The sequence below is a fragment of the Cupriavidus sp. 01L415 genome, assembly GCF_056400065.1.
The window spans coordinates 13,088-25,694 of sequence record NZ_JBFTSP010000014.1; the positions used below are offsets into that span (position 1 = coordinate 13,088).

The following is a 12,607-nucleotide window of genomic DNA, read 5'->3' on the forward strand; positions in this document are numbered from 1 at the left end:
GTTTTGTCACTTAATGATAAAAGCCTGTCGCGTTGTGTCAAGCAAGAAGCGCCGGCAGCATCCACACTGCTCTGAATCGATCGGCACAATCGATCACAGGAGACAACGTCATGAATCAGCCCCTGGAGGCGGCACCCGCCGTGGTCCGCGCAACATCCCTGAGCAGCTCGATCCGGGTCGAACCCGTCACTTGCACGATCGGTGCGGAACTCAGCAACGTCAATCTGGGCGCGGCTGCCGAGGATGACCAGCAGATGGCGGAGATCCGGGCATTGCTCCTCAAGCATCGTGTGCTTTTCTTCCGCGACCAGGACATCACGCGCGCGCAGCACGTGGCGTTTGCGAGCCGCTTCGGCCAGCTGGAAGACCATCCCGTGGTGGGGAGTCACCCCGACTACCCGGGACTGGTTCAGATCTACAAGACTCCTGACAGTCCTCCCGAGCGTAACGAGAATTCCTGGCATACCGATGCCACCTGGCGCGAACAACCGCCGCTGGGCTGCGTGCTGCGCTGTATCGAATGCCCGCCTGTGGGCGGCGACACGATGTGGGTCAACATGGTCGAGGCTTATAACCAGTTGCCTGAGGAGATCAAGACGAAGATCGCTTCATTGCGCGCGCGCCATAGCATCGAGGCCAGCTTCGGCGCCGCGATGCCGATCGAGAAGCGTCTTGCACTGAAGGCTCAGTACCCTGACGCCGAGCACCCGGTGGTGCGGATTCATCCCGAAACCGGAGAGAAAGTGTTGTTCGTCAACGGAAGTTTTACGACGCACTTCACCAACTACAACGTGCCAGCCAACGTGCGTTTTGGGCTGGACAAGGCACCGGGCGCCAGCAATCTACTGAACTACCTGGTCAGCCAGGCCATGATCCCCGAATACCAAGTGCGTTTTCGCTGGAAGAAGAACAGTGTCGCGTTCTGGGACAACCGTTCAACGCAGCATTACGCGGTGATGGATTACCCGCCAAGTCACCGGAAAATGGAGCGCACCGCCATCATCGGTGACACGCCTTATTGAGAATTGGCACTGTTAGTCAGACATGGTTTCTACGACCCCCACCGTTCTCATCGTTCCCGGCTTGCGCGACCATGTTCCGGAACACTGGCAGACCCTGCTTGCGACGAAGCTGCCTCGCGTCGTTTCCGTCGCTCCGCTCGAGCAAGACAAGCTGAGTTGCGCTGCCCGTGTCGACGCGATCGATCGCGCTCTGGCCACCATCGACGGGCAGGTCATCATCGTGGCGCACAGCGCAGGAGCGATGATGATCGCCCATTGGGCGGCCCGAGGCGCCGCACGCAACATCCGCGGCGCACTGCTTGCTGCACCCGCGGATCTCGAGACGCCCATGCCGGCAGGCTATCCGCCGACCGATACACTGCGCGACCACGGCTGGTTGCCCATCCCTCGGGGAAAATTGCCGTTTCCGAGCATCGTCGCGGCGAGCAGCAACGATCCTCTGACGCCCCTCGATCGCGCGCGTGAACTGGCACAGGCGTGGGGAAGCCGCTTCGTCGAACTCGGCGAGGTCGGGCATCTGAATCCGGTTTCGGGCTATGGCGAGTGGCCGCCGGCGGAAGCGTTCATTCGCGAGCTCTCGTGATTGGCCCACGGACCTCGGACATCTGATTACGGCACGTGGCTGTGCAGACCCGGATCAGGCGCAACAAAAGCCGTCGCGCCTGATTTCCACTAGAAGCCAGGCGGGACGAAAACCCGCCCTCCCTCCGCAAAATAAACACGCCAGATCGGCGCCGGCTCATGGTTGCGCAAACCTGTTCCAAGGTACCGTGGCGAGTTCAGTCGAAGTCTCTTCGTATTATTCCGGCTGGTAGTTAATGGACCTCAGCAGGGCGGCCTGTTGCTGGTATGCCTGCTTCAGGTCCGCCATCAACTCGTCCGAGGTGGCGGCATCACCCTGCTCCATGCCCATTTCCTTGATGCGGTTCTGCACCGCGGATTGCTTGAAGTACGCCAGCGTTGCCTCGCGAACTTTTTGCTGGACTGCCGGAGCGACATCCGGGCGCGACCACACGGCGAACCAGCCTGCTTGCGACAGCTGCGGGTAGCCGAGCTCCTGGAACGTAGGCACATCCGCCAATCCGGAAATCCGGGTCGGATAGGCCACCGCAATCGCCTTGATCTTTCCCGCCCTGATCAGCGGCAATGAGGTCGTCACCCCATCGAACATCAGCGGTACATGGCCGCCCATGAGGTCGTTCAATGCCGGAGGAGAGCCCTTGTAGCCCACATGCCGCATTTGCATGTGGGTGAGTTGCCCGAGCAGCATGCCCGAGGTGTGGCCCTTCAACCCCGGAGCGTAAGACGCAAAAACGAGGCCGTTCTTTTGCGATTTTCCGTAGTCCACCAACTGCTTCAGGTTGGAGACCGGTACATCCTTGTTGGCAACCAGCACCAACCCCGTTCTGCTGATCTGGGCCAGGGGCTTCAGGTCGCCAAATGGTTTGTAATGGACCTTGTTGGCCAACGGCGCTTCGCTCACGATACCGCCCTGGATGACCAGAAGGGTATGACCATCCTTGCCGGTGGACTGCAGATCGCTGATCGCCAACGCACCGGCGGCGCCTGCCTTGTTTTCCACGATTACCGGCTTGCCCCATGTCTTCCGCAGGCCTTCCGCCAGCAGCCGCGCCAGTGCGTCAGCGCTGCCGCCGGCCGGCCCGCCCACCACAAGGCGGATCGGCTTCGTTGGCCAATCTTCCTGTGCCTGAGCCGTGGCCATCCAGCCGGCGACACCAACACCGATTGCCAGGGCGTATCCGCTCCGCCAGAAGTCATTGTTATGCTGCTTCATGTCCGTACCTCTTGATTAATGCGCTTGCGCGTCTGGAAAGCCTTGTCGATGACGAGCTATTCTCGGATCGCACTGCTCAACCGGCTTGACCGAGCGCGACAAGTTTTTGCCGATTCGCGCAAACAGAGGGAAAACCCTGCAGAGATATTGCAAGCCGGATTTTCCGGCGACGACTTTGGTCTGGCGGTTATCCTTCACGGGCGCTGCCGTGGCGATCCGCTGGCAGGCCTAGGATGCGCTGCCCTTGAACGTCTCGGTACCGAGTTTCACAAATGCGCGTACCGCTGGCGATACTTCCCGGCGTCTGTAAGCCAGCGCCAGGTTCACCGAGAGCCGGAAGTCGCTGATCTGCTTGTAGGTGACACCCGGCTGGGAGAAGTTCTGCATGGATTCCGGCACGATGGCCATGCCGTATCCCGCAGAGGCCAGGCAAATTGCAGAGATGAAATCCTGGACGCGATATTCCAGGTGAGGCGTGAACCCTCCGGCCTCGCCTAGGGCGGATAACGCGGCCCCGAATCCTTCCTCCTCCGCAAACTGCGGGACGATGAATGATTGATCGGCCAGTGCGCGCGCGGAAACTGTCGCTCGTCTTGCAAGGGGATGGCTTTCTGCCATGGCAGCCAGCAGACGTTCAGTCTGCAAGACTTTACTTATTACACCAGCCGGATAGAGCCGTCTCGGCCTGACGATTCCCACGTCAATCTGCCCATCGCTAAGCGCTTCGAGCTGCCTTGGCGTTTCCATTGGCACGATCTCGAGCCGGACCATCTCGCGTGATTTCCGGAACTCGCTCAGCAACATGGACAACAGGCCGCTGCTCACGCCGGAGGCCACATAACCAACACGGATCACGCCAGCCAGCCCTCTGGCAGCCAGGCGTCCGACCTCGTCGGCACGCTCGATGTGCCGCAACGCAGCGGCAGCCTCGGCATGGAACAAGTGCCCCGCATCGGTCAGTGACACCGGCTTCCTTTTGTTCCGATTCAGGAGCGTAACTCCGAGGCCTTGTTCCAGACGCTGGATCTGGGTGCTGAGCCCCGATTGCGCTACGCCCAATCGATCTGCTGCCTTCGCAAAGTGAAGCTCTTCCGCCACGGCGAGGAAGCACTGCAACTGGCGTACGTCGATCATCGTTTTAATCTTAATTGTGGAACAAAGATTATAGTTTTCCGTCTGGAACATATCAAAGAATCCGGATGAAATAGCGCCATCCCACATCTCGGAGACCAATCGATGAACGCCCCGCTTCCCGCGGCATTGCTTGCCGGCAATGACGAGCCCCGCTTCCAACTATCCGCGCACCCGGACCACGATCGCATCGTGCATGTGACCATTGATCGCGATGCCCTGCTTGCGTTTCTGCATGAGGCGCGCAAAGTCGATGTACAGAATCTCGAGTACGTTCCGTTCATGCGCTACGAGCTCGCAAGCACACTCGCCAGGCATGTCGGCGATGACTTCGCGGCAACTGTCAACGGCATCGTGAAAGACCGGCAGCACGGCGGCTTTACGGTAGGACTCCAGGAACTGACGGCGGACGCCGACGATTTCGTGCGCTTCGGCACGGCCATCGGGCACCTGCTGGGTCCCGGCAACCACGACGCGATGTCGGGCACCTACTATGCCCGCTTCGTGGTCAAGCATACGGACAATAGCGACTCCTATCTGCGCCAGGCCTATCGGCTCTTCACCATGCACACCGACGGCACCTTCGTTAGCGAAGCGACTGACTGGCTGTTGATGATGAAGTTTGCGGAACGGAATGCCGTTGGCGGCGAGTCCCGATTCCTGCACCTGGACGACTGGGAGGACATCCACCGGTTTGTATGCCACCGCCTCGGGACAAAGCCTTTCCTCTACAAGGCTCCAGGGTCCAAGAATGTCAGCGATAGCGTCGAACGCCCGCTCTTCTTCCAGAGCGAGTTCGGGTTGTCCATTTCCTTCATCGATCAGTTTGTACAGCCTCGCAATCGTGAGGAAGCTGCGTTCCTGAACGACCTGTCGACTTCCATGGAGGCCTCGCCGGGAACCAAGGAAGTGTCGTTGCCCGTTGGCGATCTGGTTGTCCTGAACAACTACTTCTACGTCCATGGGCGCGCGCCGTTCGAAAAGAATGCTTCGCTGTTCCGAGAACTGATGCGCCAGCGCGGGACACTCGCATGAGTGTGTAATGAGATTCGGCACGGCTGGCCGTGACGGCGACCGAGCCTGATAAACGCTTCAAACAAGATGACATCTCGAACAGAAGTTGTAGCAAACCAACTCGCTCCGAGCGCTGGATTGCCTGCCAAGGCGGCCGATGCCGCCTATGGCGCCAACCGTCAGGTTCATCGACGACTACGCCCCATCCTTTCGCTCGCCGATTTTGAAGTCGCCGCAAAGCGGGTGCTTCCGCGTCCCATCTTTGGCTATATTGCCGGAGCCGCGGAGGATGAAAAATCGCTCGCCGCCAACCGGACGGCATTCGACGAGGTCAGGTTTCGCCCCAAAGTCCTGGTCGACGTCTCAGGACGATCGCAAGCGACCGAGATCTTCGGGCAACGTTATGCGTCTCCCTTTGGGATAGCGCCTGTCGGAATCAGTGCGATTGCCGCATACCGTGGCGATGTTGTCCTGGCGCAGACAGCGCGCGAGGAGCAGATACCTGCAATAATGAGCGGCACGTCCCTGATCCCGATGGAGGTCGTTCACGCCGCCGCCCCAGGTACGTGGTTTCAGGCCTATCTGCCGGGCGATGCCAGGCGACGGGACGCCCTGATCGAGCGGATTTGCGCGGCCGGGTTCGCTACGCTGGTCCTGACGGTGGACATTCCCGTCTGGGCCAACCGGGAGAATAACGTCCGTACTGGCTTCTCACTGCCCTTGCGGCCATCTGTCCGCCTGACATTCGACGGCTTGTCCCGGCCACGCTGGCTGGCGGGGACGTTCGCCAGAACGCTCCTCTCGAACGGAATGCCGCACTTTGAGAATTCCTTTGCCAATCGGGGCGCTCCGATCCTGTCGGCCTCAGCGATTCGCGACACGACAGGACGCGATCACCTGAACTGGACGGACATCGAACGCATCCGGCAAAGGTGGCGCGGCAACCTGGTCATCAAAGGCATCTTGCACAGGTCCGACGCAGAACGTGCTGTCGCCCTGGGTGCCGACGGCATCATCGTCTCGAATCACGGCGGTCGGCAATTGGACGGTGCCGTGGAACCGCTTGCCGTATTACCGGAAATTTGTGAAAGCGTTGCGCACAAGACGACCGTCATGATGGACAGTGGTATCCGGCGAGGTGGTGATGTTCTGAAAGCGCTGGCGCTGGGAGCCCGCTTTGTCTTCCTGGGGCGGCCCTTTATCTACGCTGCGTCCGTTGGAGGAACCGAGGGCGTTCGCCACGCCATCACTCTCTTGCGCGACGAGGTCGATCGAAACATGGCCATGCTTGGGGCGAACACCCTCGCTGACGTGAACAATTCCGTTGTTGTCTAGTCCGATACACCACGGAAGCCCCACGGGAGCGGAATCGCTCCGGTGGGTCAAGGGGAACGCCATGACTCCAGCAAAAGCCATTTACCTCGATCCCCCAACTGCGCCGAGCCGAGGCCTGGAGCAGGCGTCCGAAACGCTCGACTGGAATCACGAGCTCCGGCTCACGGACGTTGGCCCGGCCGAAGTACGCTCGGACTTGTTCCGGCGTCAAACATCATCCGTTGCAGGTCGAGCCTGACGGTGCACGCGACTTCACTGTAGTTGGTGAGGGCTGGGGCGCAGTAAAGGCATCGGGCGACGGGCCGCGCTCGCACTCAGAGCTCCTGAACGAGTTCCTCTGCCAGTGGCCACGTTCCATAGCCATCCGCCGGTCCAAGATGCCCGACTTCACCGGCGTCGACGAACCGGCTGCCCCAGGCCTGCGCCAACTCGCGGATTCGCTCAAACTTCCCGAGCGGATCGTTGCGACTCGCGACTACGATACTCGGGAATTTCAGATGCCGCCTCGGAATTGGGATCCAGCCCTCATCTGCCAGCGCCTGCGGATCCTTGTAACCGGGCGGCAACGGGCTTTCGTAGTCAGTCGGCGCGGCAAGCAATACGCCCTGCACAGTGCGCTCCGTCTCCTCTGCCCAGTGAACGGTAATCAGGCAGCCCACACTATGAGCAACGAGGATGAACGGCCCTGAGATGCTGCTGACGACACACTCAAGGTTCGCCACCCTGGCACGGCGCAGCCTCTTGTCCTGATCAATCTGGGGCACGACGCGCACCGCTCGTCCCCGCTGCTGCAAACGCTCTGCAAGCAGCGACTGCCAGTGCTCCGACATGTGATCGCGAAAGCCGGGAACAATCACAACCGTTGGCTGATCTTCGGATGTCATGAAACTTGAATTCCTCGTTTGATTTGAAGACTCGTCAGTACAGTCCTGCTTGCTCCTCCAGAGCCGCCCATCAGAACACGTGGCGGATACCCACGGCGGCGCCAAACATCGAGCTCTGTCCATTGGACAGCGTGTAGTTATTGACCGTAAGACTGGTAGCGAAATGGCTCGCTGCCGATTCCATGGCCAGCCCGGCGTTCTTCGCGTAGGCCATGGTCAGATAGATATCCGTACGCTTCGAGAACGAGTAGTCGGCAATCAGGGCAATCTGCCAGGGATTGGCAACTTGCGTGTTACCGCCAAGGCTTTTCACGTTCTGATAGTCATACTCGAGCGTGAAGTCGAGTGCTGAAGACAGGCGGTACTGACCGCCTATCCAATAGAAATCGTCACGCATGGTCACGGCACCGTTCTGGTCCTTGTTCTTGCCCCAGCGATAGCCGCCCATTACCTTCGCCGTGTCATTGAAAGCGTAGCTGCCCATGACTGCGGCCTTCCTGAAGGTACCGCTGCCAGTACCGATCGTCGGATTCCACTGATCATAGCCAACGCCTACTCCGAAAGGCCCAGAGATATAGCTCAATCCTGCGCCATAGGCGGAGTCGCGGCGGAACTGCCCGGGAACTTCACCATTGCCACCGGCAACCGGAACGTTGGCGGCAACCTGCGGAAGCGTCGTCCCTACGCCGAACGACATGTTGGCCTGTGCGGTGAGGCCACCGAACACCCCGACATACTTCACCGCATTGTCCTCGCGGAAGTTGGCTCCGGCGACCACACCGATCGGTTCATACTGGGTGGCATACCGGGCCGGGATGAAGTTGGCCAGCGTAGAGAACAGCGACTGATATTGCCGACCGAAGGTGATCTGCCCATATTCCGAGCCAAGACCAACAAAGGCCTGGCGACCAAACAGGCGGCCGCCTTGTTGCGACGTGCCAGTATCGAGATTGAAGCCGCTTTCCAGAACGAAGATGGATTTCATCCCGCCGCCCAGATCTTCCGTGCCGCGAAGACCCCAGCGCGATCCGGAATACCCACCGGAGTTCTCGCGGACAACGCTATGGCCGGCACCGGACTTGAAGCCGTTGGTGGCCGATGGCACGGCGGTGCCGACGCGGTTGACATATTCCACGTTGACGTCTGTGACACCGTACAGGGTCACGCCGGATTGCGCACTCGCTGCCCCACATGCACTGACAGCGGCCAGTGCAAGAATCTTTCTTTTCACCAGAGCTCCTCCACGTTAATTGTTGTAGTCTCCAACCTTGTGACGCGCGGTTACCACGAGGTCAAAGCGTTGCCACGAGACGAATTGAGATTCGATTCCTGCCCTTTGCGCAAAACAGCCGCGCGTATTCATGGGCGAGCGCGGCCCCTCGCCCTTCGGGCGAGCGATTGCGCTTCGTCCTGTTCTAAAGCTTGAATTTCCTGAAGGCCTACGGGGGTAGCAGGGCCAATGTTTGCACCGCTTCGAGTCGCGGATTCAACTACGCCGCCAGTCTCGGCTCGCTTTCGCGTTCACATCACACAGCGCGCATCAAGAGCATCCGAATCGCAGTCTGATTGCAGAGATTCCCTGACAGGGGCGATTGCTCCAGGTACGGAGCTCAACTCTGTCAGATCACGTCTGGTCTCTTACGCCTCGCTACCCGCTAGTTGAGAGCACTCTGTCAGCACCCCGTTAAACAGCACAGTTCACTAGTCGATCTGGATCCCTGCATCGGCAGCGATCTTCGACCAGAGCTGCAGATCGTGGCTGACCATCTCGCGGAACTGCTCCGGAGTCTTTGCAGGTGGCGGCCCAAAGTTCATGGTTTTCATTGTGGCTGCGACATCTGGAGATTTCTGGACCTTGTTGATTTCATCGGCCAGCCTCTTCAAAATCGCCGGGTTGGTTCCCGCCGGTGCGAAGACGCCGAACCACCCCACTGCATCGAACTTGTAGCCCTGTTCACCCATGGTCTTGACATCGGGCAGTTGCGGTGCGCGCGCATTGCCTGCAATGGCAATGGCGCGGACCTTCCCCGAGCGCAGGAAGGGAACTGGCGCGCCCGGATCGGTCCAGCCGATTTTCACGACCCCTGAAGCGAGGTCCGTCAACAACTGATTCGAAGTCCGATATGGCACGTGATCGGTCTTCATGCCGGTTTGCTTCTTGAGCCACTCCATCATCAACTGCGCGGAAGATCCCGTGGACCAGGTGGCGTAGCCGTACTTGTCCGGATTCGCCTTCACGAACTGGATAAGCTCCGGCAGGTTGTGAACCGGCAGATCGTTGCTCACCAGCAGCACCACCCCACCCTCGGCTGTCTCGGCGATCGGCACGAGGCTCTTCTTCGGATCGTAGGGGATGGTCTTCAGTACGGCTGGGGAAATGACCATGTTCGATGCCGTGGTGTAAAGCAGCGTGTACCCGTCGGACGGTGCCTTGACAACTGCGCTTGTCCCAACGATTCCACTGCCGCCTGGCCGGTTGTCAATGATGACCGGTTGCTTCAAGGCTACCGACAGGCGTTGCGCCATCAGGCGTGCCAGGGAATCGGTTCCTGATCCTGCCGATGACGCTACGATCATCTGAATCGGGCGTGTGGGCCAGGTATCCTCCGCCCACACCGGCGCCGAAGCGCTCAACGCCACAAGCGCTGCCGTGCCCAGCGTGACCGCAAACAGCTTTTGCATTTGAGATGCCATTGTCACCCTCCATATAACTGCCCTGTCAGCGATCGCTCTGCCTGCGCTCTTTCCAGGTGCCTCGTCCTGGCAGCAAGGCAACGCCAACTGCAAAGGCCATGCAGCCCGATGCGGCACGAGCAACGCTGACGCGAAGCACAGCGCGCGAAGGTCGCGTGAACCGTTGGCTAACACTGCGTGACTCGATGACGAGACCCGGCCTATGGCTGCCGCAAGCGCCGGGATTCGTCGCCTGACCTCAGGCCGGCAGATTTTCCTGCTTGCGCAGGAATCCCTGGTGGCCACCGTTTCGATTGGGCGAGAAGCCATTGGCCTGAAGCGTCTCTTCCACGGTGTCGTAGAACACGCCAAGCTTCAGGATCTCTCGCGTCTGCTGCGCAGTCGCGATGGGGCGACCGAACTCGCCGGAGATGCGCACCAGTTGCTTGATCTGCTCGACAGAGCTCATCTTGCCCGTTCGGGTCTGGTTCCAGAGTACATCCTCGATGCCGCACCGGACGTGCAGGCCCAAGGCAAGGCCGATCATGTTGATGGGCAGCACGTTCAGCACCGAGCTCTCCACCGTTACCACGGCGCCGTCCGGCACGGCACGCAGCATGTTTGCCAGGTTGAAGATATTCGCCTGATCCATGCCGCCGCTGATAGCCACCCAGTTCATCACCAGTGGGCCCTTGTAGACGCCGCGGCGGATCATCCGCTCGATCGTTTCAAAGCTGTTGATGTTGTAGACCTGAAACTCGCTCTGGATGCCGGCGGCCGACAGGCGTCGGATGTGTTCCTCGGCCCAGCTGGGATTCGAGGGCACGATCATGTCCTTGTACGTGTCGTAGAGATGTGAAAATCCGCGTGACACGCCCTTGAAGTCATCCAGTCCGGCATGCTCCGTCACGTTCATCTGCGTCGTGTTGACTGTCACCGTCACCTGATCGGGCTTCGGATCGAGGTCGGCCAGCATATGCCGCGTGTCGTCGCTCAGCCATTTGGCGGCCTGGCCCTCTTCGGGCGCGAAGCTGATGGAGCCCCCAACCTGGATCACCATTTCGGGCACGGCGGCGCGCACCCCGGCGATCAGCTCGTTGAACATGGACAAACGCTTGCTGCCCTTGCCATCGGCTTCGCGGACATGCAGATGCAGCACCCTGGCACCGGCTTCGTAGCAATCCACCGCCTTCTGGATCTGTTCTTCCATGGTGACAGGGATATCTTCGGGGAAGTCCGCGGGAATCCAGCCCGGCGCATACGGAGCGGCTGTAATGATCAGCGGTTGCTGGTTCTCGGGATACAGGTGGCCGTCAAGGAAGTTCATGGTGATGGATGTCCAGGATGAATTGTGAATATTGAGAAGGTCGGATCAGATGAGAGAGTTTCCCGGGCGGGGCACTGTCAGATCACAAAGATTGACGAGCCCGTGGTCTTTCGAGCCTCGAGGTCCCGGTGTGCCTGGACGGCATCTTCCAGGCCATAGCGCTGATTGATCTCGATACGGATGCGGCCTGCCGCGACATGGCCGAACAGCTCATCGACCAGTTCCGCTTTTTCGGCTGGATCGGCGATATAGTCGGCAAGGCCCGGGCGCGTCAGGTAAGCTGAACCTTTGCGGGCCAGAATTGCCGGATCGAACCCGGTGACTGGGCCGGAGGCGAACCCCACGCATACCAGCAGGCCGCGACGCTTGAGGGAGTCCAGCGAGGCCATGAAGGTGTCCTTGCCCACGCTGTCGAAAACCACCGACACGCCTACGCCATCCGTCAGTTCCCGCACGCGTTTGGCCACGTCCTCATGGCTGTAGTTGATCGTGTGATCACAGCCATGGGCGCGCGCCACTTCGGCCTTGGCATCGGTGGAAACCGTTCCGATCACGGTCAGCCCCAGCAGCTTGGCCCATTGCGAAATGATCAGACCGACACCACCCGCCGCGGCATGCAGCAGAATGGTGTCGCCCGCCTTGAACGGGTAAATCCGGCGCATCAGGTAGGAGGCTGACAAGCCCCGCATGGTCATCGCCGCGGCGACTTCGCAACTGATCGCCTCCGGCAGCTTGATCAGCGGTGCGGCAGAGATCAACCGCTTCGTGCTGTACGCGCCCAGCGTGTTGGTGAAGCCCGTATAGGTCACTCGGTCACCGACCGCCAGATGGGTGACGCCGGCCCCGACGGCCTCGATCACGCCGGCGGCTTCATTGCCGATGCCGCTGGGTAGCGGAATCTGATAAGTACCGCTGCGGAAGTAGGTGTCCGCAAAATTCAGTCCCGCGGCCACGTGACGGACGCGGACCTCTCCCGGCCCCGGCTCGCCGACAGCGGCGTTCTCAAAACGAAGGACCTCGGGCCCGCCCGTTTCGTAGATCCTAACGATTTTCGCCATGTCGTCTCCTGTTTTCTATCGAATATGAAAGTGCACCTGCGGCCTGCCAGTTGAGTTCGCCGGAGGGACAACCTGTGTGGCGATCATCAGGCCTGGCTCGGCTTTCCGCTTTCCCGTTGGCGTCTTGCGCTTTCCCTTTTCTGACAGGGATCCGCCAGTCACTCTCACGTTGGCGTCGGCAGCGCGCACGCTGCAGGCGCGATCGAGTTTTCAGTAGAACCTGCGTAAGTAGCCTGGAACGCGTACTTAAGAGCCCCATGGGTACACGTCGATGAGACCGCGTCGCGGCGAGCACCATCGGTCAGGAAAGCGGCCGAGTTCGGCCAGTTTGAGCCGTTGGATTTCCGATACTCGATGACCGAGTTGGC

11 protein-coding genes are annotated in these 12,607 nt (G+C 60.2%); 4 read left to right on the forward strand and 7 right to left on the reverse strand.

Annotated elements, in window-relative coordinates; all coding sequences use genetic code 11:
- Nucleotides 1-110 precede the first annotated feature (110 nt).
- Both AC1DOX_RS19470 and AC1DOX_RS19475 read left to right on the forward strand, forming a co-directional pair.
- Nucleotides 111-1,022 carry a TauD/TfdA dioxygenase family protein gene (locus AC1DOX_RS19470; RefSeq protein WP_092136907.1) on the forward strand — a complete coding sequence of 304 codons (912 nt, stop codon included), beginning with the start codon at nucleotides 111-113 and terminating at the stop codon, nucleotides 1,020-1,022.
- A 22-nt stretch (nucleotides 1,023-1,044) separates the two neighbouring features.
- Nucleotides 1,045-1,605: an RBBP9/YdeN family alpha/beta hydrolase gene (locus AC1DOX_RS19475; RefSeq protein WP_441622633.1), complete on the forward strand. Its 561-nt coding sequence runs from the start codon at nucleotides 1,045-1,047 to the stop codon at nucleotides 1,603-1,605.
- A 216-nt stretch (nucleotides 1,606-1,821) separates the two neighbouring features.
- Here the strand turns inward: AC1DOX_RS19475 and AC1DOX_RS19480 are convergent, their stop codons facing one another.
- A complete protein-coding gene (locus AC1DOX_RS19480; protein WP_441622635.1) occupies nucleotides 1,822-2,817 on the reverse strand; it encodes a Bug family tripartite tricarboxylate transporter substrate binding protein in 996 nt (331 codons plus the stop codon).
- A gap of 228 nt (nucleotides 2,818-3,045) precedes the next feature.
- Nucleotides 3,046-4,002: a LysR family transcriptional regulator gene (locus tag AC1DOX_RS19485; RefSeq protein ID WP_441622637.1), complete on the reverse strand. Its 957-nt coding sequence runs from the start codon at nucleotides 4,000-4,002 to the stop codon at nucleotides 3,046-3,048.
- Between the two features lie 51 nt (nucleotides 4,003-4,053).
- Here AC1DOX_RS19485 and glaH point away from each other — a divergent pair, with 51 nt between their 5' ends.
- Both glaH and AC1DOX_RS19495 read left to right on the forward strand, forming a co-directional pair.
- Nucleotides 4,054-4,983 carry a glutarate dioxygenase GlaH gene (glaH, locus tag AC1DOX_RS19490; RefSeq protein WP_441622639.1) on the forward strand — a complete coding sequence of 310 codons (930 nt, stop codon included), beginning with the start codon at nucleotides 4,054-4,056 and terminating at the stop codon, nucleotides 4,981-4,983.
- A gap of 66 nt (nucleotides 4,984-5,049) precedes the next feature.
- Nucleotides 5,050-6,297 (forward strand): alpha-hydroxy acid oxidase, encoded by a 1,248-nt coding sequence (locus AC1DOX_RS19495; RefSeq protein WP_441622641.1) that lies wholly within the window; start codon nucleotides 5,050-5,052, stop codon nucleotides 6,295-6,297.
- A 314-nt stretch (nucleotides 6,298-6,611) separates the two neighbouring features.
- Here AC1DOX_RS19495 and AC1DOX_RS19500 read toward each other — a convergent pair whose 3' ends face one another.
- The 5 genes from AC1DOX_RS19500 to AC1DOX_RS19520 form a co-directional block, all read right to left on the reverse strand.
- The gene (locus AC1DOX_RS19500; protein ID WP_441622643.1) at nucleotides 6,612-7,181 is read right to left on the reverse strand and encodes an RBBP9/YdeN family alpha/beta hydrolase; all 570 of its coding nucleotides are present in this window, start codon (nucleotides 7,179-7,181) and stop codon (nucleotides 6,612-6,614) included.
- A gap of 70 nt (nucleotides 7,182-7,251) precedes the next feature.
- Nucleotides 7,252-8,412 (reverse strand): porin, encoded by a 1,161-nt coding sequence (locus AC1DOX_RS19505; RefSeq protein ID WP_441622645.1) that lies wholly within the window; start codon nucleotides 8,410-8,412, stop codon nucleotides 7,252-7,254.
- A gap of 470 nt (nucleotides 8,413-8,882) precedes the next feature.
- The gene (locus AC1DOX_RS19510; RefSeq protein ID WP_441622647.1) at nucleotides 8,883-9,875 is read right to left on the reverse strand and encodes a Bug family tripartite tricarboxylate transporter substrate binding protein; all 993 of its coding nucleotides are present in this window, start codon (nucleotides 9,873-9,875) and stop codon (nucleotides 8,883-8,885) included.
- Nucleotides 9,876-10,113: 238 nt separating this feature from the next.
- Nucleotides 10,114-11,181, reverse strand: a complete 1,068-nt coding sequence (locus AC1DOX_RS19515; RefSeq protein ID WP_441622649.1) for a beta-keto acid cleavage family enzyme — start codon at nucleotides 11,179-11,181, stop codon at nucleotides 10,114-10,116.
- A gap of 77 nt (nucleotides 11,182-11,258) precedes the next feature.
- Entirely contained in the window at nucleotides 11,259-12,239 is a 981-nt protein-coding gene (locus tag AC1DOX_RS19520; RefSeq protein WP_441622651.1) for a quinone oxidoreductase family protein, read from the reverse strand.
- Between the last annotated feature and the right edge of the window lie 368 nt (nucleotides 12,240-12,607).

Coding starts and splice junctions, on each gene's coding strand:
- AC1DOX_RS19480 (WP_441622635.1), bottom strand. CDS start 2,817: ATGAAGCAGCATAACAATGACTTCTGGCGGAGCGGATACGCCCTGGCA.
- glaH (WP_441622639.1), top strand. CDS start 4,054: ATGAACGCCCCGCTTCCCGCGGCATTGCTTGCCGGCAATGACGAGCCC.
- AC1DOX_RS19485 (WP_441622637.1), bottom strand. CDS start 4,002: ATGTTCCAGACGGAAAACTATAATCTTTGTTCCACAATTAAGATTAAA.
- AC1DOX_RS19510 (WP_441622647.1), bottom strand. CDS start 9,875: ATGGCATCTCAAATGCAAAAGCTGTTTGCGGTCACGCTGGGCACGGCA.
- AC1DOX_RS19515 (WP_441622649.1), bottom strand. CDS start 11,181: ATGAACTTCCTTGACGGCCACCTGTATCCCGAGAACCAGCAACCGCTG.
- AC1DOX_RS19500 (WP_441622643.1), bottom strand. CDS start 7,181: ATGACATCCGAAGATCAGCCAACGGTTGTGATTGTTCCCGGCTTTCGC.
- AC1DOX_RS19470 (WP_092136907.1), top strand. CDS start 111: ATGAATCAGCCCCTGGAGGCGGCACCCGCCGTGGTCCGCGCAACATCC.
- AC1DOX_RS19495 (WP_441622641.1), top strand. CDS start 5,050: ATGACATCTCGAACAGAAGTTGTAGCAAACCAACTCGCTCCGAGCGCT.
- AC1DOX_RS19520 (WP_441622651.1), bottom strand. CDS start 12,239: ATGGCGAAAATCGTTAGGATCTACGAAACGGGCGGGCCCGAGGTCCTT.
- AC1DOX_RS19475 (WP_441622633.1), top strand. CDS start 1,045: ATGGTTTCTACGACCCCCACCGTTCTCATCGTTCCCGGCTTGCGCGAC.